18 protein-coding genes are annotated in these 19,586 nt (G+C 73.4%); 9 read left to right on the plus strand and 9 right to left on the minus strand.

The features are described from left to right. Positions 1 to 535: 535 nt before the first annotated feature. On the minus strand, positions 536 to 952 hold the full coding sequence (locus ESG85_RS15700; RefSeq protein ID WP_128979726.1) for an ATP-binding protein: 417 nt from the start codon (positions 950 to 952) through the stop codon (positions 536 to 538). 142 nt (positions 953 to 1,094) lie between these two features. On the opposite strand from ESG85_RS15700, the gene ESG85_RS15705 reads away from it, so the two are divergent. Further along, complete coding sequence (locus ESG85_RS15705; RefSeq protein WP_128979728.1) at positions 1,095 to 1,961, plus strand: helix-turn-helix domain-containing protein; 867 nt, start codon at positions 1,095 to 1,097, stop codon at positions 1,959 to 1,961. Continuing rightward, positions 1,958 to 2,152, plus strand: coding sequence for a DUF397 domain-containing protein (locus ESG85_RS15710; protein ID WP_128979730.1), 195 nt, complete (start codon positions 1,958 to 1,960; stop codon positions 2,150 to 2,152). The genes ESG85_RS15705 and ESG85_RS15710 overlap by 4 nt, the downstream gene beginning before the upstream one ends. Positions 2,153 to 2,185: 33 nt before the next feature. Here the strand turns inward: ESG85_RS15710 and ESG85_RS15715 are convergent, their stop codons facing one another. Beyond that, complete coding sequence (locus ESG85_RS15715) at positions 2,186 to 3,175, minus strand: HEAT repeat domain-containing protein (protein ID WP_128979732.1); 990 nt, start codon at positions 3,173 to 3,175, stop codon at positions 2,186 to 2,188. An 83-nt stretch (positions 3,176 to 3,258) separates the two neighbouring features. On the opposite strand from ESG85_RS15715, the gene sigJ reads away from it, so the two are divergent. Further along, positions 3,259 to 4,200 (plus strand): RNA polymerase sigma factor SigJ, encoded by a 942-nt coding sequence (gene sigJ / locus ESG85_RS15720; protein ID WP_128979733.1) that lies wholly within the window; start codon positions 3,259 to 3,261, stop codon positions 4,198 to 4,200. Between the two features lie 201 nt (positions 4,201 to 4,401). After that, positions 4,402 to 5,661 carry an NAD(P)/FAD-dependent oxidoreductase gene (locus tag ESG85_RS15725; protein WP_128979735.1) on the plus strand — a complete coding sequence of 420 codons (1,260 nt, stop codon included), beginning with the start codon at positions 4,402 to 4,404 and terminating at the stop codon, positions 5,659 to 5,661. A gap of 37 nt (positions 5,662 to 5,698) precedes the next feature. On the opposite strand, the gene ESG85_RS15730 is transcribed toward ESG85_RS15725, so the two are convergent. After that, positions 5,699 to 6,151, minus strand: coding sequence for a VOC family protein (locus ESG85_RS15730; RefSeq protein WP_128979738.1), 453 nt, complete (start codon positions 6,149 to 6,151; stop codon positions 5,699 to 5,701). A gap of 96 nt (positions 6,152 to 6,247) precedes the next feature. On the opposite strand from ESG85_RS15730, the gene ESG85_RS15735 reads away from it, so the two are divergent. Next, positions 6,248 to 6,685 (plus strand): DUF6401 family natural product biosynthesis protein, encoded by a 438-nt coding sequence (locus ESG85_RS15735; RefSeq protein ID WP_128979740.1) that lies wholly within the window; start codon positions 6,248 to 6,250, stop codon positions 6,683 to 6,685. 39 nt (positions 6,686 to 6,724) lie between these two features. On the opposite strand, the gene rarD is transcribed toward ESG85_RS15735, so the two are convergent. After that, entirely contained in the window at positions 6,725 to 7,810 is a 1,086-nt protein-coding gene (rarD, locus tag ESG85_RS15740; protein WP_246095063.1) for an EamA family transporter RarD, read from the minus strand. A 263-nt stretch (positions 7,811 to 8,073) separates the two neighbouring features. Continuing rightward, positions 8,074 to 8,970: an NAD(P)H-binding protein gene (locus ESG85_RS15745; RefSeq protein WP_128979744.1), complete on the minus strand. Its 897-nt coding sequence runs from the start codon at positions 8,968 to 8,970 to the stop codon at positions 8,074 to 8,076. A gap of 98 nt (positions 8,971 to 9,068) precedes the next feature. Here ESG85_RS15745 and ESG85_RS15750 point away from each other — a divergent pair, with 98 nt between their 5' ends. The 4 genes from ESG85_RS15750 to ESG85_RS15765 all read left to right on the plus strand — a co-directional run bounded on the left by ESG85_RS15750 (position 9,069) and on the right by ESG85_RS15765 (position 14,815). Next, a complete protein-coding gene (locus ESG85_RS15750) occupies positions 9,069 to 9,470 on the plus strand; it encodes a winged helix-turn-helix transcriptional regulator (RefSeq protein ID WP_128979746.1) in 402 nt (133 codons plus the stop codon). A 103-nt stretch (positions 9,471 to 9,573) separates the two neighbouring features. Next, positions 9,574 to 10,395: a hypothetical protein gene (locus tag ESG85_RS15755; protein ID WP_246095062.1), complete on the plus strand. Its 822-nt coding sequence runs from the start codon at positions 9,574 to 9,576 to the stop codon at positions 10,393 to 10,395. A gap of 5 nt (positions 10,396 to 10,400) precedes the next feature. After that, on the plus strand, positions 10,401 to 12,644 hold the full coding sequence (locus ESG85_RS15760; protein WP_128979755.1) for a bifunctional serine/threonine-protein kinase/ABC transporter substrate-binding protein: 2,244 nt from the start codon (positions 10,401 to 10,403) through the stop codon (positions 12,642 to 12,644). Between the two features lie 2 nt (positions 12,645 to 12,646). Further along, complete coding sequence (locus ESG85_RS15765; RefSeq protein ID WP_128979748.1) at positions 12,647 to 14,815, plus strand: bifunctional serine/threonine-protein kinase/ABC transporter substrate-binding protein; 2,169 nt, start codon at positions 12,647 to 12,649, stop codon at positions 14,813 to 14,815. Positions 14,816 to 14,827: 12 nt separating this feature from the next. Here ESG85_RS15765 and ESG85_RS15770 read toward each other — a convergent pair whose 3' ends face one another. The 4 genes from ESG85_RS15770 to ESG85_RS15785 all read right to left on the minus strand — a co-directional run. Beyond that, entirely contained in the window at positions 14,828 to 15,880 is a 1,053-nt protein-coding gene (locus ESG85_RS15770) for a 2-oxoacid:ferredoxin oxidoreductase subunit beta (RefSeq protein WP_128979750.1), read from the minus strand. Then, positions 15,873 to 17,810 carry a 2-oxoacid:acceptor oxidoreductase subunit alpha gene (locus ESG85_RS15775; RefSeq protein WP_128979751.1) on the minus strand — a complete coding sequence of 646 codons (1,938 nt, stop codon included), beginning with the start codon at positions 17,808 to 17,810 and terminating at the stop codon, positions 15,873 to 15,875. The genes ESG85_RS15770 and ESG85_RS15775 overlap by 8 nt, the downstream gene beginning before the upstream one ends. A 368-nt stretch (positions 17,811 to 18,178) precedes the next feature. After that, complete coding sequence (locus ESG85_RS15780; RefSeq protein ID WP_128979757.1) at positions 18,179 to 18,838, minus strand: response regulator transcription factor; 660 nt, start codon at positions 18,836 to 18,838, stop codon at positions 18,179 to 18,181. A 312-nt stretch (positions 18,839 to 19,150) separates the two neighbouring features. Beyond that, positions 19,151 to 19,586 (minus strand): sensor histidine kinase (locus tag ESG85_RS15785; protein ID WP_342781352.1); only part of this gene is annotated, 436 nt, incomplete at its 5' end.

Raw genomic sequence — 19,586 nt, forward strand, 5'->3', positions numbered from 1 at the left:
GCCTGCGTGTGACAACAGTGAACTGCTGTGATTTGGGAGGCGATCAAGGCCCGTCGAGATCCCACTTTGCTCGCCCCCGCCTCCTCCTCTCCACCCACCGGGAATGACCAGCGGGGCATGCACCCCCGCCAAAACAACAACCCGCAGGCCGCTAAGCCGGGAATGGGCACCCCACTCCACTACCGCGCACCGTCCACGACGCACACCGCCCCACCAAGCCCCGCCACACGCCCCCACCCACGCAGCCGCCACCCGCCCACGGCGCCCCGCCACCCCCGAACGCCCCCGCGCGGGCCCGCCCCCGGCCGCCCTCCGAGTGTGAAAAGGCTCCCGGAGCCACCGGGTCAAGGGTGGAGCGAAGCGGAATCGCGAAGCGACGCGACCGCCAGGGAGCGCCCTTGACGCGGTGGTGGAGGGAGCCACACTCGGAACAAGGGCGGCCGCACCAGAAGCCCACCAGACACGGCCCGCCCCACGAACCCCAGAAGCCCTACCGCGCCCTCCGCCCGCCGTAACCCCCACGCCCCCCGACACCTCAACGCAGCGGCACCTCCGACCAGATCGTCTTCCGCGGTGTCGGCCCCAGCCGTACGCCCCAGTCCCGTGACAGGGCCTCGACCAGCACCAGTCCTCGACCCGACTCCGCCCCGTCCCGCCGTTCACGCCGCGGGAGCCGGTCGGCCCGGGTGTCCGTGACCTCGATCCTGAGGACCGCGCCGTTCGCCACCAGCGCGAGCCGGAAGTCCCGGCCCGGCACGCGGCCGTGCGTCACGGCGTTGGCCGCCAGCTCCGCCACGATCTGGGCCGTCGTGTCCGCCACCGCCTCCAACCCCCACGAACGCAACTGCTCGACCGCCAGCAGGCGGGCCAGCCGCGCACCCCTGGGCGTGGCGGAGAGCTGGATTCCGAATTGGCGTACGGGCGCCAGGAGTCGGGCCGATTCCTCGTTCATGTCACCCAGCGTGGCGGCGCCTGCCTACGCTGCCCATCGAACATGCCCTTACGTACGGTGACTGTCCCGAGACTGTCCGGTCGTGTCCCGACTGTCCCGCGCGCCGCTCCGGGAAGGGCTTGCCCGAAGGAGGTGGGCACGCATGAGCGTGAACGAAGCGGACGGTACGGCGACCGAGGACGCCGGGTGGGAAGTGGAGCCCGGTGACGAGTCGGGTGCTGCCGTGGTCGCCACGGTCGGCCGGCAGATCAGGCTGTGGCGCGAGGCGAAGGGGCTGAGCGCCGTCGAGTTCGGTGCGCTGATCGGCTACGGCGAGGACCTGATCCGCAAGATCGAACGCGGCGCCCGGATCCCGCGCCCCGAGTACCTGGACAAGGCGGACGCGGCGCTGGGCGCGGGCGGGCTGGTCTCGGCGATGAAGCGGGACGTCGAAGAGGTCCGTTACCCGAAGCAGGTACGGGACCTGGCGAAGTTGGAGGCACGCGCGGTCGAGTTCTGTCTGTACTCCAACTTCACCGTCCACGGCCTCCTGCAGACCGACGAGTACTCACAGGCGATGCTGCGCACATGGCGGCCGGCGTACGAGGAAGAGGAGCTCGACCGGTACCTGTCGGCACGTGTGGCCCGTCGCTCGGTCCTGGCGAAGACGCCCGCACCCGAGTTCAGCTTCGTCCTCGAAGAGGTATCGCTGCGGCGGCCCATCGGAGGGAGAATGGTGCTGCGCCGTCAGCTCGAGCATCTGCTGGAGGTGGGCGACTTGCCCCACGTCGAGATCCAGGTGATGCCGACCGAGCGCGCCGACCATCCCGGCGCGGCGGGACGGATCGCGATCCTCAAGTTCGGGGACGGAACGTCGGTGGGACGCATGGACGGCGACTTCAACGGCCGCCCCGTCTCCGACCTCAAACGACTCCGGCTCCTTGATTTGCGCTATGGCATTATCCGCTCCAAGGCCCTCACTCCTGCGGAGTCACGGGACTTCGTGGAACGACTGCTGGGAGAGACATGATCGACAACAGCGAGTTGCGCTGGTTCAAGAGCAGTTACAGCGACGGCCCCAACGGCAACGACTGCGTAGAAATCGCCGCCACCCCCACCACCGTCCACGTCCGTGACTCCAAGGACTCCGAAGGCGCCTGTCTCGCGTTCGGTCCCGCCGCCTGGGCCGGGTTCGTGGCGCACGCCTCCGACGGCTCCTGACCGTCCGGGCCTCCCGGCCCCGGACCCGTGCCGTCATTCGTCCAGGTACGCCGCCACCGCCTCGCGTACTGCCGGTGCCGGGTCGTTCGCCAAGTGCGCCAGCAGGGACGCGGCTTCGGGCGTGTCGAGCTCGGCGAGGGAGTCGGCGGCGGCTTCGCGGACGGCGGGGGAGGGGTCGGCGGCCAGGATCGTCAGGAGGGCGGTGGCTTCGGCCGGCTCGCGGTAGGCGGCGTGTGCGGCGACCGCGCGGCGGACCTCGGGCGTGCCGTCCCCCGCCGACTGCCGCAGGAGCGCGTCCACTCCGGGCGTCGACCAGCCCGCCACCGCCTCCGCGAGGGCGGTTCGTACGATCGGGTCGGGATGGCCGGCCAGGGTCGCCAGGCGGGACAGCGGGCCCCGGCGGCGGAGCCCGTACCAGTGGAGGATCTCGCGGAGCGCGGCCCGGTCGTCGCGGGACTCCGCCTGGTCCAGGCGGTCGAGCAGGATGCGCGGCGCCGGTGGCGGGCCGTCCAGGGGGTGCGGGCGGCGGGCGCGGAGCCTGCGCGAGCCGTACTCGCCGCGCACCCGGCAGCCGTCGCACGTGCACGGAGTGACGCCGTGCGCGTCGGGGAAGTAGCGCCAGCCGTGGACCTGCCGGACCGGGCGGATCTGCCGCACCTCGCCCCGCGCGACCGGCCGCGGCAGGAACACCTCCCACCCGCGGGCATCCTCCAGCGCGCCGATCCGCCGCACCGCCTCCGCCGCCGTGGTGCGCACCGGCTCCCGGTCGCTGTAGCGTCCGACGGTCACCGGCTCCCCGTCCGGGAGGCGGACGTGCACGGCGACGAGGCCCCGCGGCCCCGGGCGGCGCCCGAGTTCGCGCAGCCACTGATGGGTCAGGGTGTACGAGGGCAGCACGGGGAACACGTACACGCCGCGTACGCCCGCGTTGACCGTCCCGCGGCCGTGGCCGGCGGCCCGCACGCCGTTCCGGCGTATTCGGGCGGTGTACGCGGCGGGAGTGAGGTGCACGAAGGTGGCCATGGCGCCCGATGGTACGAAGCGATCTCCGCGATCCCGCCGGCTGCCCCCTCCCGGGGCGCCCGCCGCTCTATAGGATCGCCGGCATGGCCCTGATCACGAGTGACGTCGACCGGTTCGAGGCCGCGCGGCCGCGGCTGGAGGCCATCGCCTACCGGCTGCTCGGCTCGTCGAGCGAGGCGGAGGACGCCGTGCAGGAGACGTTCCTGCGCTGGCAGGCCGCCGACGTCGGGCGGATCGAGGTGCCCGAGGCCTGGCTCACCAAGGTCCTCACCAACTACTGCCTCAACCAGCTCACTTCGGCCCGCGCCCGGCGCGAGACGTACGTGGGCAGGTGGCTGCCCGAGCCGCTGCTCGCCGGTGACCCCATGCTCGGTCCCGCCGACACCGCCGAGCAGCGCGAGTCCGTCTCGTACGCCGTCCTCGTCCTGCTGGAGCGGCTCTCGCCGAACGAGCGCGCCGTGTACGTGCTGCGCGAGGCCTTCGACTATCCGCACCGGGAGATCGCCGAGATCCTCGACATCACCGAGGCCGGCAGCCAGCAGATCTTCCACCGGGCCAGGAAGCACGTCGCCGCGGGCAAGGCGCGCACCGAGATCGACGAGGCCGCCGCCCGGCGGATCGTCGAGGAGTTCCTGGCCGCGGCCACCAGCGGCCACACCGAACCCCTCGTGCGGCTTCTCACCCAGGACACCGTCGCGGTCGGTGACGGCGGCGGCAAGGTCCCCGCCCGTGCGAAGGCGTTCGAGGGCGCGCTCGCCGTGGCCACGTTCCTGCGCGGTCTGTTCAAGCCCGCACCCGCCAAGCGGGCCCTCGTCGGCGGCGTGCCCGAGATCTACGCCACGACCGCCAACGGCGGGCCCGCCGTCGTCGCCGTGGTCGACGGCCGGGTCGTCGGGATCACCTGCCTGGAGGTCGGGGAGGGCGGCATCGTCGCGATCCGCAGCCAGGTCAACCCCGACAAGCTCGTCCGCGCCACCGAGCAGTGGGCGGCGGCGGACCACGGGGAGCCTCTGTACGTGCTCTGACAGCTGTCCGTGCCCTGACAGCCCTCCTCGCGCGTGTCTGGCCGATGGGTATGGGGGGCTGATCTGGGGTTTTCTCACCACGGTGGCATGTGGCGCAGGTCACATCCCGATCCTGTCAGGAAACGACGCGCTGTCCGGTTCAAGGGTCGACACCGCCGCGCAAGACAGGGCGGACCGACCCGCACAGACAGGAGCAGGGCCATGCAGCACCGCATCGTCGTCCTCGGAGCCGGCTACACCGGAGCCGTCACCGCCGGCCGTCTCGCCAAGCGGCTGCGCCGCGAGGACGTGACCATCACCCTCGTGAACCCCGAGTCCGACTTCGTCGAGCGCGTCCGGCTGCACCAGCTCGCCGCCGGACAGGACCTCCGGCCCCGCCCGTTCGACGAGATGTTCGCGGGCACGGGCGTGGAGCTGAAGCTCGCCGAGGTCACCGGTGTGGACGTGGACCGCAGGACCGTGACCGTCACCGCCGCCGCGCCCGGCGCCCCGACCGTCTTCGGCCGGCAGGAGGAGCTGGCGTACGACACCCTGGTCTACGCCCTCGGCAGCGGCTGGAACGACGGTGGGGTCCCCGGCGCCGCCACCCACGCCCACGAGGTCTCCAGCCGCCCCGGCGCCCTCCGCCTCCGCGACCGCCTCGCCGCCCTGGACGCGGGCCGGCCGGTGGTCGTGGTCGGCGGCGGCCTGACCGGTCTGGAGGCCGCCACCGAGATCGCCGAGGCCCGTCCGGACCTCGACGTGGCCCTGGCCGTGCGCGGCGGGCTCGGCGACTGGCTGTCGGAGAAGGGCCGCACCCACCTGCGCAAGGTCACCGACGGGCTCGGCATCACCGTCCACGAGCACACCACCGTCGCCGCCGTGGCGGCGGACGCCGTGCGGACCGCCGACGGCGCCGCCATCCCCGCCGACGTCACCGTCTGGACCACCGGCTTCGCCGTCCACCCGATCGCCGAGGCCACGACCCTGGAGCTGGGCGAGGACGGCAGGATCGTCGTCGACGGCACGATGCGCTCGGTCTCCCACCCCGACGTGTACGCCGTCGGCGACGCGGCCCTGGCGAACGGCCCCGGCGACAAGCCGCTCCGCATGTCCTGCGCCTCGGGCGTCCCCATGGCCTGGCAGGCCGCCGACGCCATCGCCGCCCGTCTCACCGGCGCCAAGGTCCCGGCCATCGGGATCCGCTACGCCCAGCAGTGCATCTCCCTCGGCCGCAAGGAGGGCCTGATCCAGTTCGTCACCGCCGACGACCGGGCGGTCGACAAGGCGCTGACGGGCCGCCTGGCCGCGACCTACAAGGAGCTGATCTGCAAGGGCGCGGCCTGGGGCGTCGCCAACCCGACCCTGGGCATGCCGGCCCGGCGCCGCCGCGTCGTACGGGAGCAGGCCCGGGTCCAGGTCCCGGCGGAGGCCCAGGGCCGGGCGGAGGCCCAGGGCCGGGCGGCGGAGGCGGCGGCCTGAGCCGCCGCCCGGAGGTGGGGGGCCCGGGCGGAAGGCGTTACTGCACGCAGAACTCGTTGCCCTCAGGGTCCGCCATGACCGTCCACGAGCCGCCTTGTTCCGCCACCTGCCGCACGACCTTCGCGCCCAGCTCCTCCAGGCGGGCCACCTCGGCCTCGCGGGCGTCGGGACCCGGATGGAGGTCCAGGTGGAGACGGTTCTTGCCGGTCTTCGGCTCGGGCACCCGCTGGAACAGGATGCGGTGCCCGAGGCCGGCGTCGGTGTCCGGGTCGAAGGGTTCGTCCGGGTGGCGGACGGCGGCGAGGTCGCGCCAGGCCGGCCGGCCGTGGACGGTGACGGTGGCGTCGGGCGGTACGGCGCCCATGCCGAGCAGTCGGGAGACCAGGGCGCTGTGGTCCTCCTCCCGGTAGCGGAGGGCGGCGGCCCAGAACCCGGCCTGGGCGTGCGGGTCCGTCGCGTCGATGACGAGCTTCCAGTGGATGGCAGTCATGTGCCCCTTTATAGGGGCCGGCACTGACAACGGCCCCTGGTGATCTGCGACCGACGTCACGGTCCGGGGCGCGCGTTCCGCGCCTAATGTGAGGACATGAACGATTCGCCCGACTGCCCCCTGGTCGGTGTCGCCGCCACGTACATGACCCGGCTCTCGGAACTCTCCGCCGATCCGGGTCTCGTGGCCGCCGTCGACCAGCACGCGGCGGCCGTGCGCGACGCGCTCATCCCGGCGCAACGGGGCTCGAAGAACCGCCCGTGGAACGGCTCGTGGAACCGCTCGTGGAACGGCGCGAGGAACGGCTCGTGGAACGGCGCGCTCGCCGGTCCGCCGAAGGGTGTGCCGAGCAGCTCGCCGCACGCCTCGCCGAACCGGAGCGTCCGCCGGGAGGACCTCGCCGACTACGTCCTCGGCTTCACCGACCGGCTCGCCGAGGTCGCCTGGACGGAGCCCGCCGGCCACGACTTCGCGACCCTGCGCCTGACCGCCGTCTGCTGGCTGATCCGCGAGTACGACCTCCTGGCGACCTGACCGCCCCGCCCGGTCACGGGCGGGGCGGCCCGCCGGACGTCAGCGGCCGGGCCGCGCCGGCGGCGCCGGCTCGACGGAGGCCGTCACCGCGGCCACCGGAGCGGTGGCCGCGGGCACGGCCTGCGCCGGTGCGGCCTCCGCCGGTCCGACACTGGAGGCCGGTGCGGCCGCGGACGCCGGTACTGCCGTGGACGCCGGTGCGGCCGTGGACGCCGGTGCGCCCGCGGGCATCGCCTCCGCCGCGGACGCCGCTTCCGCCTCCGCGGCCGCCAAGGCCTCGCGGCTGCGCCGCGCCGTCCGCAGGCCGTCCCAGGTGAGGATCGTCAGGGCCAGCCACACCAGCGAGAAGCCCGCCCAGCGCTCCGGCGGCATCGCCTCGTGGAAGTAGAGGACGCCGAGCAGGAACTGGAAGACCGGCGCCAGGTACTGGAGCAGGCCGAGCGTGGAGAGCGGCACGCGGATGGCCGCCGCCCCGAAGCAGACGAGCGGGACCGCGGTGATCACACCGGTCGCCGCGAGCAGCACGGCGTGGCCGGTGCCCTCGGAGGCGAAGGTCGAGCGGCCCTGCGAGCCCAGCCACAGCAGGTAACCGAGGGCGGGCAGGAACTGGACGGCGGTCTCGGCGGCCAGCGACTCCAGGCCGCCGATGTTGACCTTCTTCTTCACCAGGCCGTACGTGCCGAAGGAGCAGGCGAGGACCAGCGAGATCCACGGCAGCCGCCCGTAGCCGACGGCGAGGACGACCACCGCGAGGACCGCGACGCCGACGGCCGCCCACTGGGCGGGCCGGAGCCGTTCCTTCAGCACGAGCACGCCGAGGGCGATGCTGACCAGCGGGTTGATGAAGTAGCCGAGCGAGGACTCGACGACGTGGCCGGCGTTCACGGCCCAGATGTAGACGCCCCAGTTCACGGTGATGAGGGCGGCGGCGAGGGCGATCAGGCCGAGCCGGCGCGGGGTGCGCACCAGGTCGCGGACCCAGCTCCAGCGGCGCAGCGCGAGCAGGGCGAGGCCGACGACGGCGAACGACCAGACCATGCGGTGCGCGAGGATCTCGACCGCTCCGGCGGGTTCGAGGAGCGGCCAGTAGAGGGGGAAGAGGCCCCAGATGCCATAGGCGGCCATGCCGTAGAGCAGTCCCGCTCGTTCCGCCCGCTGATCGTGCTCCGTCTCCACCGGACCTCCTGCCCCTGCCGGCCCTGCGCCGCGCTCCTCACGAAGGTAGCGCCGCGAGGGCCCGCTGTCATGTCCGTATCGCCATACGGTCCTGACGGATCATGGAGCCGGGACACCCCGTCCGGACGGCACACCCCGCCCGGACGGCACACCCCGCCCGGACGGCATACCCCGCCCGGAGGGCACACCCCGCCCGGACGGCCGCCCGCGGATCACGAAGCCGCGGGCGTCGGGGTCGCCGGTGCCTGCCCCGCCAGCGCCTCGGCGATCGTCTCCGCGATCGGCGTCGTCGGGCGGCCGATCAGCCGGGACAGGTCGTCGCCGCGGGCGGCGAGCGCGCCGCGCGCCACGGCCTCGTCGACGTCGACCAGGATCTCGGCGAAGGGCTGCGGCACGCCGGCGCCGACGAGGATCTCCAGGTGGGCGGCGGCCGGCACGCTCGTGTAGCCGATCTCCCGGCCGGACAGGCGGGCCACCTCGGCCGCGTACTCGGCGAAGGACCAGGACACGTCGCCGCTCAGCTCGTACGCCCGGCCCAGGTGCTCGTCGAGCGGGCCGGTCAGGACGGCGGCGGCCGCGGCGGCGTAGTCGGCGCGGGCGGCGGAGGCGACCCGGCCCTCGCCGGCGTTGGCGACGACGGCGCCGTGGGCGAGGACGGGGGCGAGGTTCGCGGTGTAGTTCTCGGTGTACCAGCCGTTGCGGAGGAAGGTGTACGGCAGTCCGGAGTCGAGGATCGCCCGCTCGGTCGCCTGGTGCTCCTCGGCCAGGACGAAGTCGGCCGCGGGACCGCCGAGGATGCCGGTGTACGCGAGCTGGGCGACGCCCGCGGCCTTGGCGGCGGTGATCACGGCGGCGTGCTGGGGCACGCGCCGGCCGACCTCGCTGCCGGAGATCAGCAGCGCCCGGTCGCCGGCCCGGAAGGCGCCGGCCAGCGTCTCGGGCGCGGAGTAGTCGGCGACCCGCAGCTCGACGCCGCGCTCGGCCAGGTCGGCGGCCTTCGCCTTGTCGCGGACGACGGCGACGACGGATCCGGCGGGCTCGGTGGCGAGGAGGGCGTCGACGACGAGACGGCCGAGCTGTCCGGTGGCTCCGGTGACGACGATGCTCATGGTTCTCCCTGGAGATGTGGTGCGGTCGAGGGCAACGCACTCACCGTACGACTGGCGCTATCCTTTCGTAAGTACCCACCTTAAAGTAAGGTACTGGCATGCAGGTAAGTGACCCGGCGCAGCCGGGCGCCAGGAAGCCCGACGTCAACGACCGCATGTGCCCCTCCCGCCTGGTCCTGGAGCACATCACCAGCCGCTGGGGCGTCCTCGTGCTCGCCCTGCTGCTCGAACGCCCCCACCGCTTCGGCGAGCTGCGCCGCGCCGTCGGCGGGGTCAGCGAGAAGATGCTCGCCCAGACCCTGCGGACCCTGGAGCGCGACGGCTTCGTCCACCGCGACGCCCGGCCCGTCATCCCGCCCCGCGTCGACTACGACCTCACCGCCCTCGGCCGCGAGGCCGCCCGGCAGGTCTGGGGCCTGGCCCGGTGGACGGAACGGCGGCTCGCCGCCGTCGAGGAGGCACGCGAACGCTACGACAGCGTCCGCGAATCGTCCCGATGAGGACCCAATGATGTTGTAGGCAGGGCCCGTTGGGGCCCCGGGCCGTACGATCTGCTCACATGCGGGGGAACCATGACCATATGTGGGGGGACACGTGTCGGACGTGAGCCGAAGACTGCTGCGCGCCTGCGGCGCGCTGGCGGCGGGCGGAGCACTGCTCCTGGCGGGCTGTTCGGAGGACGGCGGGGGAAAACCCGCCGGCGGTGACGGCAGGGACCGAAAGGGCGGTACGAGCGCCCCGGCGCCCGGGACCCAGGCGCCCAGCCCCACCCCGACCGCCGTCGACCTCCGCCTCGACCCGTCGCGCGCGCCGAAGACCACGGCCGACGCCGAACGGCTCGCCCTCGCGGTCGTCGCCGGCCCCGACAGCTGGGGCCCCGACTACGTCAAGCGCGCCCCGTACCTCAGCGCCCCCGGCTCCTGGCCGGTGCTCGACAAGGACTGCACCTGGGAGGGCGGCGCCCGCCCCCGTACGGTCCTGGCCAGCGTCACCGCCTACAGCGAGATCCCGGCCGCCGGAGGCAAGGGACCGCTGCGGGTCGCCGCCACCGTCACCGTGCACCGCACCGAGTCCGACGCCGACTGGGAGCTGGCCGAGACCCTGGAAGAGGCGCTGCGCTGCCCCGACCAGCGGCTGCGCGAGAACGAACGCATCACCGGGCTGATGTCCCTCGGCACGCCCTACGGCGTGAACGGCAACGCCACCACCGCCGACTCCGTCCTCGAACGCGGCGACTACCACAACGACGCCTTCAAGCAACCGCAGTACTACTCCTGGTACCAGACCCGCATCGGGCAGGTCACCCTCGCCAGCGTCGTCAAGGGGGCACCCGGCTACACCGAATCGGTCACCAACTCCGACCAGGTGCGCGCCAACGTCCTCATGCAGGAGCGGATCAGGAAGCAGTGGGGAGCCCAGTCGTGAGCCCGATGTCCCAGCCCGCCGCCGGCCCCGGCGCCCCTGAGCCCGGCGCCCTCCAGCCGCTGCTTCCCTCCGACCCGTCCCGGCTCGCCGGCTACCGGCTCCTCGGCCGGCTCGGCGCCGGCGGCATGGGGGTCGTCTACCTCGGCCGCACCGACACCGGCGAACTCGCCGCCGTCAAGGTCACCCTCGCCGACCAGGCAGACCAGCCCGACTTCCGGGCCCGCTTCCGCCGCGAGGTCGAGGCCGCCCGCCGGGTCGCCAGCCCGTGGGCGGTCCCCGTCATCGGCGCCGACCCCGACGCCCCCGAACCCTGGATGGCCACGGCCTTCGTGCCCGGCCCCTCCCTCGGCGAGGCCGTACGGGCCCACGGCCCGCTGCCCGAGCGGAGCGTACGGATCCTCGGCGGCGCCGTCGCCCGCGCCCTCTCCGCCGTCCACGCGGCCGGACTCGTCCACCGCGACGTCAAGCCCGGCAACATCCTGCTCGCCGTCGACGGCCCCCGGCTCATCGACTTCGGCATCGCCCGCGTCACCGACGAGACCGCCCTGACCTCCGCCGACATGGTCGTCGGCACCCCCGGCTTCCTCGCCCCCGAACAGGCCGAGGCCCGCGCCGCCGAGATCGGCCCCGCCGCCGACGTCTTCGCCCTCGGCTGCCTCCTCGCCTTCGCCGCCACCGGCCGGCCGCCGTTCGGCAGCGGCAGCCTGGACGCCCTGCTGTACCGGACCGTCCACGACGAACCCGACCTCGCCGGCGTACCCGACGGGCTGCTCGACCTCGTACGGCAGTGCCTCGCCAAGCGTCCGGCCGAACGGCCCACCGCCGAGGAGCTCGCCGCCCGGCTCACCGAGGACACCCCCGGCACCGCCGCCGACTGGCTGCCCGCGCCCGTCGTCACCACCATCGCCACCCGCTCGGCCGCGATGCTCGCCCTCCCCGCCATCGACGCGACCGCCCCCGGCGCCCCCACGGCCCCGCCGCCCGAGCCCAGCCGGCGCCGCTTCCTGCTGCTCGGCGCCGGAGCCGCCGTGCTCGCCGCCGGCGGCGGCGCCTACGCCCTCGCCGCCTCCCGGCGCGACGACACCGGGAAGGACGGCAAATCCCCCGCACCGAAGGCCCGGGACACCTGGGCGATCGGGCTGCTCGCCGACCTGTCCGGGCCCGACAAGGAGATCGGACGGGCCCAGGAGCGCGGCGCCCGCCTCGCCGTCGAGCAGTTCAACGCCCTGCACAAGGGCAAGCCCATCACCCTCGAACTCAAGGTCTCCGACGAGCGGGGCGACCGCGGCGGCGCGCTCGCCGCCGCCCGCAGGCTGACCACCGACCCCGCCGTGGTCGCCGTCCTCGGCCCCACCTCGGACGCCGCGGGCCAGGCCGCGCTGCCCGCCTTCGAGGAGGCCGGCGTGCCGCTCCTCACCGTCTCGGCCGGCTACAACCTGCTCACCCTGGGGGACTCCAACACCACCGTGCTGCGCGCCATCCCGAACCACATCATGGCGGCTACGTACCTCGCCTTCGCCACCACCCTGCTGCCGCAGGTCCGCCGCCCCGGCGTGCTCCAGGAACGCACCGACGACGTCTACAGCTGGCAGTACACCGGCGGCGTCCGCTTCGGCTACAAGCAGGCCGGCATCACCCCGCACTTCCGGGTGATCCCCGGCCGGGTCAGGGACTACCGGAAGATCCTCGGGGAAATGATCGAGGCCGGCATCGACGCGTACATCCACTGTGGCGTCCGCTCCACGGCCGTCCTCGCCGCCCGCGCGCTCGCGGAACTCGGCTTCACCGGACCCAGGTTCACGGGCCAGGACGCCTACGGGCCGTACTTCCTGAAGGAGGCCGGGCGGGCCGCCGAGGGCTGGTTCGTCTGCGCGCCGGTCGTCGACCCCGTCCAGCGGGCCGGCAACGAGGCGCTGAAGCCCGCCGACCGCAAGCCGGTGCAGGACTTCCTCGCCGCGTACCGCAAGCGGTACGGCACCGTCCCCGCCCCCTACACGGGCGAGTCCTTCGACCTCGTCACGATGGTCACCGCCTGGCTCGCCACCAGCGCCGGCAAGGGACCGCTCTCCCGCAAGGGCCTGTGGGAGGCCCTGCGGGCCCAGCGGTTCACCGGGGCGATGGGCGGTTACGAGTTCGACCAGCGAGGCGACCTCAAGGGCGTCGGCACGTTCGTCTACGGAGTGGAGAACGGCGCCTACAAGTTCATCGGCAGCGCGCCCGGCGCCCCGAACAAGCCGAAGAAGAGCTGACGGTGCAGCCCCTCAGGAAGGCCGATCCCTCCACGATCGCCGGCTACCGGCTGCTCGGGCGGCTCGGCGCCGGCGGCATGGGCGTGGTCTACCTCGCCCGTACCGCCGGCGGTGCCCTCGCCGCACTCAAGCTGATCCGGGCCGAGCACGCCGCCGACCCCGGCTTCCGCGCCCGCTTCCGCCGCGAGGCGGCCACCGCCGAGCGGATCACCGGCCGCTGGGTCGTCCGGGTGCTCGGCGCCGACCCGGAGGCCCGCGAACCGTGGCTGGCCACCGAGTTCGTCCCCGGGCCCTCGCTCGTCGAGGCCGTCGACGCGCACGGCGCGCTGCCCGAGCCTGCCGTCCGGGCCCTCGGCGCCCGGCTCGCCGACGCCCTCCACGACATGCACGAGGCCGGGCTCGTCCACCGCGACGTCAAGCCCGGCAACGTCCTGCTCGCCCTCGACGGGCCCCGCCTCATCGACTTCGGCATCGCCCGCGTCACCGGGGCGACCGCGCTCACCGCCACCGACGCGATGATCGGCACGCCCGGCTTCCTCGCCCCCGAACAGGCCCGGGCCCTGGGCGCCGGCGAGGTCGGCCCCGCCAGCGACGTCTTCTCGCTCGGCTGCGTCCTCGCCTACGCCCTCACCGGCCGTCGCCCCTTCGGCACCGGTGGCGTGGCCGCGGTGGTCTACCGCACCGTCCACGAGGAGCCCGACCTCGACGGGCTGCCCGATTCCCTGCTGCCCCTCGTGACGGCCTGCCTCGCCAAGGACGCCGCCGACCGGCCCACCGCCGCCGAGGTACGGGCCGCGCTCGGCCCGGCCTCCGGGCCCGCGGGCGACTGGCTGCCGCCCGGCCTGCCCGCGCTGATCGCCCGGCGCTCCTCCCGCGTCCTCGACCTGCCGGTCGCCGACCCCACCCGGCTCGACCCCGCGCCGCCGCCCGGGACCTCGCGCCGCAGGCTCCTCGTCCTCGGCTCGGCCGGGGCGGTCGCCGCGGCCGGCGGCCTCACCGCCTGGCTGTTCGGCCGCGACCCCGCCACCGGGACGGGCGGGGCCACCGGGGCCCCGCGAGCCGCGTACACCCTCGGCATGGTGACCGACCTCAGCGGCCCTGGGAAGACGGACGGGCGGGCCCAGGAACGCGGGCTGCGCCTCGCCGCGGAGACCTTCAACGCCCGCTCGGACCGGCCCTTCGACCTGGTGCCCAAGGTGCGGGACGACGGCGGGGACCCCCGCCGGTCCACGACCGCGGCCCGCGCCCTGCTCCAGGACCGCGCGCTGGTCGCCGTCCTCGGCCCGACGACCACGGAGACCGCCATGGCGACCGCGGAGGTCATGGGCCCCGCGAAGGTGACGGTGATGAGCCTGGTCGCGTCGGTCCCCGCCGGTGTCGTCCGCGGCGGGTCGACGGATCCGCGCACATACTACGAACTGCGCCCCCACCCGGACACGTTGATCGTGCCCTTCGCCCGCTACCTCAGCGAGCACCGGCTCGGCCGCACCGCGGTCGTCCACGACCGGGCCGGCGGCACGTACAGCTGGTCCGCCGTCCGCAGCATGAAGAACTCACCGCCGGCCGGGGGCACGGTCACCTCGCACGAAGTCGCCGCCGACAGCGAGGACTTCGGACCGGCGGTCCGCGCCGCGCTCGCCACCTCCCCGCAGGGCGTGATGTACGCGGGCACCTCGCCGCGCCGGGCCGCCCTGTGCGCCAGGGCACTGAAGGAGCAGGGGTTCCGGGGCCCGTGCGGCAGCGTCGAGTACGCGCTGGAGCCCGAGTTCCTCACCGTCGCGGGGGCCGCCGCCGAAGGCTGGTACTTCGGCGTGGGGTACACCGATCCCGACACCGTCCCGGCCGCGAAGGAGTTCGCCGCCGCCTACCGCGAGCGCTACGGGCTCACGGCCACGGACCGGGTAGACCGGTTCGCCGTCGAGACGTACGACACCCTGTTCTGGCTGGGGCAGGCGCTGCGCACCGCGATCGGCAGGAACGCCGGCGTCACGGGCGCCGCGGTCGCGAACGCGCTGATGGTGACCGACATGCTGTACAAGGGCGTGGCCAGGTCGTACAACGCCAGGGCGAACGACACCTCGACGTCCGCCCTCGAAGGCCTCACCCTCTGGCAGATCAGGTCCGCAAAGCCGCGCTGCCTCGGCCCGTTCGCCGAGGCAGCGCAACGCTGACCGGGGTGGGAGCTAACCCACCACCGTCCAGGTGTCCTTGCCGGTGAGCAGCTGGGTCAGGTCGCCCTTGCCCTGCTGCTCCACCGCCTGCTCCAGCTGGTCCGCCATCAGCGTGTCGTACACCGGGCGTTCGACCGACCGGAAGACGCCGATGGGCGTGCGGTGCAGGGTGTCCGGGTCGGCGAGGCGGGAGAGGGCGAAGGCGGTCGTCGGCGAGGACGCGTGGGCGTCGTGGACGAGGACGCGCGACGCGTTCTCCGGCGTGACCGTGACGATCTCCAGGTCGCCGGTGGCCGGGTCGCGGACGACGCCCTTGTCGAGCTCGGCGCCGAAGCGGATCGGCTGCCCGTGCTCCAGGCGGATGACCGCCTCCTTGGCCTGCTCGTTGTCCTTGAGGACCTCGAAGGCGCCGTCGTTGAAGATGTTGCAGTTCTGGTAGATCTCCACCAGGGCGGTGCCGTTGTGGTCGGCGGCCTGGCGCAGCACCTCGGTGAGGTGCTTGCGGTCGGAGTCCACGGTGCGGGCGACGAAGCTCGCCTCGGCGCCCAGCGCCAGCGACACCGGGTTGAAGGGGGCGTCGAGGGAGCCCATCGGGGTCGACTTGGTGATCTTGCCGAGCTCCGAGGTGGGGCTGTACTGGCCCTTGGTCAGGCCGTAGATCCGGTTGTTGAAGAGCAGGATCTTCAGGTTGACGTTGCGGCGCAGCGCGTGGATGAGGTGGTTGCCGCCGATGGACAGCGCGTCGCCGTCACCGGTGACCACCCACACCGACAGGTCGCGCCGCGAGGTCGCCAGGCCGGTGGCGATGGCCGGGGCGCGGCCGTGGATGGAGTGCATCCCGTAGGTGTTCATGTAGTACGGGAAGCGGGAGGAGCAGCCGATGCCGGAGACGAAGACGATGTTCTCCTTCGCCAGGCCGAGTTCGGGCATGAATCCCTGCACGGCGGCGAGCACGGCGTAGTCGCCGCAGCCGGGGCACCAGCGGACCTCCTGGTCCGACTTGAAGTCCTTCATGGACTGCTTGGCCTCGGCCTTGGGCACCAGGTGCAGCAGCGACTCACTCATCGATGACCTCCTTGAGGGCCGCGGCGAGCTGCTCGGCCTTGAACGGCATGCCGTTGACCTGGTTGTGGCTGCGGGCGTCGACCAGGTACTTCGCCCGGACGAGGGTGGCGAGCTGGCCCAGGTTCATCTCCGGGACCACGATCTTGTCGTAGCGCTCGAGGACCTCGCCGAGGTTCTTCGGGAAGGGGTTGAGGTGCCGCAGGTGGGCCTGGGCGATGGGGCGGCCGGCGACCCGCAGCCGACGGACGGCGGCGGTGATCGGCCCGTAGGTGGACCCCCAGCCGAGGACCAGGGTGCTCGCGCCGTCCGGGTCGTCGACCTCGACGTCGGGCACCTCGATGCCGTCGATCTTGGCCTGCCGGGTGCGGACCATGAGGTCGTGGTTGGCCGGGTCGTACGAGATGTTGCCGGTGCCGTCCTGCTTCTCGATGCCGCCGATGCGGTGCTCGAGACCGGGCGTGCCGGGCAGCGCCCACGGCCGGGCCAGGGTCTCCGGGTCGCGCTTGTACGGCCAGAAGACCTCGGTGCCGTCGGCCAGGGTGTGGTTCGGGCCGGTGGCGAACGTCGTGGTCAGGTCGGGCAGTTCGTCGACGTCGGGGATGCGCCAGGGCTCGGAGCCGTTGGCGAGGTAGCCGTCGGACAGCAGGAAGACCGGGGTGCGGTAGGTGAGCGCGATCCGGGCCGCGTCGAGCGCCGCGTCGAAGCAGTCGGCGGGCGTGCGCGGGGCGACGACCGGCACCGGGGCCTCGCCGTTGCGCCCGTACATGGCCTGGAGCAGGTCGGCCTGCTCGGTCTTGGTCGGCAGGCCGGTGGACGGGCCGCCGCGCTGGATGTCGACGATCAGCAGCGGGAGCTCCAGGGAGACCGCGAGCCCGATCGTCTCGGACTTCAGGGCCACACCGGGCCCGGACGTGGTGGTCACCGCGAGCGAGCCGCCGAAGGCCGCGCCGAGCGCGGCGCCGATGCCGGCGATCTCGTCCTCGGCCTGGAAGGTGCGCACGCCGAAGTTCTTGTGCTTGCTCAGCTCGTGCAGGATGTCCGAGGCCGGGGTGATCGGGTACGAGCCGAGGTAGAGCGGCAGGTCCGCCTGCCGGGAGGCGGCGACCAGGCCGTACGAGAGGGCCAGGTTCCCGGAGATGTTGCGGTAGGTGCCGGTCGGGAAGGCCCGGGTCGCCGGGGCGACCTCGTAGGAGACGGCGAAGTCCTCGGTGGTCTCGCCGAAGTTCCAGCCGGCCCGGAAGGCGGCCACGTTCGCCTCGGCGATCTCGGGCTTCTTCGCGAACTTCTGGCGCAGGAAGCTCTCGGTGCCCTCGGTCGGCCGGTGGTACATCCAGGAGAGCAGTCCGAGCGCGAACATGTTCTTGCTCCGCTCGGCCTCCTTCCGGGACAGCCCGAAGTCCTTCAGGGCCTCGACGGTGAGCGTGGTGAGCGGCACCGGGTGGACCCGGTAGCCGGCCAGCGAGCCGTCCTCCAGCGGGGAGGTCTCGTAGCCGACCTTGGCCATGGCGCGCTTGGCGAACTCGTCGGTGTTGACGATGATCTCGCCGCCGCGCGGCACGTCCCCGATGTTGGCCTTGAGCGCGGCCGGGTTCATCGCGACCAGGACGTTCGGGGCGTCGCCCGGGGTCAGGATGTCGTGGTCGGCGAAGTGCAGCTGGAACGAGGACACGCCCGGCAGCGTGCCGGCGGGGGCCCGGATCTCGGCGGGGAAGTTCGGCAGCGTGGAGAGGTCGTTCCCGAAGGACGCCGTCTCCGAGGTGAACCGGTCACCGGTGAGCTGCATGCCGTCGCCCGAGTCGCCCGCGAAGCGGATGATCACCCGGTCGAGCCGGCGGACTTCCTTCGCTGAGCCGTGCTCGCCCGTCGCCGGGGCGCTGCGCTGCTCCCCGACCAGGGCCTCACCGGCCTCGCTACTGACCTGGCTGGTCACTGAACTGGACCTCCCTCGCGGCAGGGTCTCTCCGTCGAGGCTGTCCCCGCGGAGAAGGCTCGGGGGACGGCCGGCATCCCGGTCGCCCCGTGGCCACCCTACGTCCGAGAGGGGGGCCTTCCCGGGACTTCTCGCATCGTGGACCTCGTTTCGAGACGCCCACTCGCACCACTTATACGGTCAATTGTCGCTCTCCGTGAACCGCCGGGTCCACCCGGAGGGTCACGCCGTGCTCATTCTCGGTGACGACCGGTCGTGGGGAGTCGCTCCCGCGCCACACCCGACCCGCGGCCGGTCCTCTGTCGATCTCTCCTGGTCCGGAGGGTGGACGGGGCGGCGTCCACCCCATCTGACAGGGTGTCAGTTGTTCAGGAATTCAGGTAGGTCAGTACGGCGAGTACCCGACGGTGATCCCCGTCACTCGGCGAGAGCCCCAGCTTCAGGAAGATGTTGCCGATGTGCTTCTCCACCGCGCCGTCGCTCACCACCAGCTGCTTCGCGATGGCCGAATTCGTACGCCCCTCCGCCATCAGGCCCAGGACCTCCCGCTCGCGCGGTGTCAGCGCCGCCAGGACGTCCTGCTTCCGGCTGCGGCCGAGCAGCTGCGCCACCACCTCCGGGTCCAGCGCCGTACCGCCCCGGGCCACCCGCACCACCGCGTCCACGAACTCGCGGACCTCGGCCACCCGGTCCTTCAGGAGATAGCCGACGCCCGTGCTGGACCCGGCCAGCAGCTCCGTGGCGTACTGCTCCTCGACGTACTGCGAAAGGACCAGCACGCCGATCCCCGGATGCTCCCTCCGCAGCCGCACCGCCGCCCGCACGCCCTCGTCCGTGTGCGTCGGAGGCATCCGGACGTCGGCCACGACCACGTCCGGCAGCGCCCCCTCGTCCGCGAGTTCCGCCACCGTCTTCACCAGCGCCTCGCCGTCACCCACCTGGGCGACCACCTCATGGCCCAGATCGGTGAGGAGCCGGGTCAGTCCCTCGCGCAGCAACACCGAATCCTCGGCGATGACCACCCGCACGCTGTCCGTCACTTCTTCTGCCTTTCTGCCGGCGGCTGGGTGCCCCAGCATCGCAGCAGAAGGGACGCGGCGGAGGTGGCGGGGGTTCAACGGACTGCTTCAGCGGACTGCTTCAACGGGGCTGAGGGGAGGGGGGTTTCGGGTTCGGGGGAGGGGAGGCGGGAGAGCACGAGGGCCGGGGGCGTGGTGACGGCTGGCGGCCGGAAGCCGGCGGCTGAGGGCTGAGGGAGGGCTGAGGGCTGAGGGGGGCGGGAGAGCATGAGGGCGGGGGGCCGGGGCCGTGCGGAGGGCGTGCCGTCCGGCCGGGGCGGGTCACGCCCGCCAGGGGAGTTCGGCCGTGACGGAGGTCGGGCCGCCGGTGGGGGAGTCGACGGCGAGGACGCCGTCGACGGCGCCGAGGCGTTCGGCCAGACCGGCGAGACCGCTGCCGGCGGCCGGGTCGGCGCCGCCCGCGCCGTCGTCGCGCACCTGGAGCATCAGCCGGTCACCCGCCCGCCACACCTCCACCCAGGCCCGCCGGGCCCGGGAGTGCTTGGACACGTTCTGCAGCAGCTCCGACACCGTGAAGTAGGCGATGCCCTCGATCGCCGCGGCCGGCCGGCCCGGCAGGTCCACGTCCACCGACACCGGCACCGTGCAACGCGCGGCCAGCGCCGACAGGGCCGCGTCGAGGCCGCGGTCGGTCAGGACCGCCGGGTGGATGCCGCGCGCCAGGTCCCGCAGCTCCTGCAGGGCCAGCTTCACCTCG

Origin of the sequence: Streptomyces roseicoloratus (genome assembly GCF_004117935.1) — a bacterium.
In the GTDB taxonomy this organism is placed as follows: Bacteria; Actinomycetota; Actinomycetes; order Streptomycetales; family Streptomycetaceae; genus Streptomyces; species Streptomyces roseicoloratus.

Excerpts from the sequence above, each read along its gene's own strand:
- ESG85_RS15700 (WP_128979726.1), bottom strand. The coding sequence starts at position 952 with ATGAACGAGGAATCGGCCCGACTCCTGGCGCCCGTACGCCAATTCGGA.
- ESG85_RS15705 (WP_128979728.1), top strand. The coding sequence starts at position 1,095 with ATGAGCGTGAACGAAGCGGACGGTACGGCGACCGAGGACGCCGGGTGG.
- ESG85_RS15710 (WP_128979730.1), top strand. The coding sequence starts at position 1,958 with ATGATCGACAACAGCGAGTTGCGCTGGTTCAAGAGCAGTTACAGCGAC.
- ESG85_RS15715 (WP_128979732.1), bottom strand. The coding sequence starts at position 3,175 with ATGGCCACCTTCGTGCACCTCACTCCCGCCGCGTACACCGCCCGAATA.
- sigJ (WP_128979733.1), top strand. The coding sequence starts at position 3,259 with ATGGCCCTGATCACGAGTGACGTCGACCGGTTCGAGGCCGCGCGGCCG.
- ESG85_RS15725 (WP_128979735.1), top strand. The coding sequence starts at position 4,402 with ATGCAGCACCGCATCGTCGTCCTCGGAGCCGGCTACACCGGAGCCGTC.
- ESG85_RS15730 (WP_128979738.1), bottom strand. The coding sequence starts at position 6,151 with ATGACTGCCATCCACTGGAAGCTCGTCATCGACGCGACGGACCCGCAC.
- ESG85_RS15735 (WP_128979740.1), top strand. The coding sequence starts at position 6,248 with ATGAACGATTCGCCCGACTGCCCCCTGGTCGGTGTCGCCGCCACGTAC.
- rarD (WP_246095063.1), bottom strand. The coding sequence starts at position 7,810 with ATGGCCGCCTATGGCATCTGGGGCCTCTTCCCCCTCTACTGGCCGCTC.
- ESG85_RS15745 (WP_128979744.1), bottom strand. The coding sequence starts at position 8,970 with ATGAGCATCGTCGTCACCGGAGCCACCGGACAGCTCGGCCGTCTCGTC.
- ESG85_RS15750 (WP_128979746.1), top strand. The coding sequence starts at position 9,069 with ATGCAGGTAAGTGACCCGGCGCAGCCGGGCGCCAGGAAGCCCGACGTC.
- ESG85_RS15760 (WP_128979755.1), top strand. The coding sequence starts at position 10,401 with ATGTCCCAGCCCGCCGCCGGCCCCGGCGCCCCTGAGCCCGGCGCCCTC.
- ESG85_RS15770 (WP_128979750.1), bottom strand. The coding sequence starts at position 15,880 with ATGAGTGAGTCGCTGCTGCACCTGGTGCCCAAGGCCGAGGCCAAGCAG.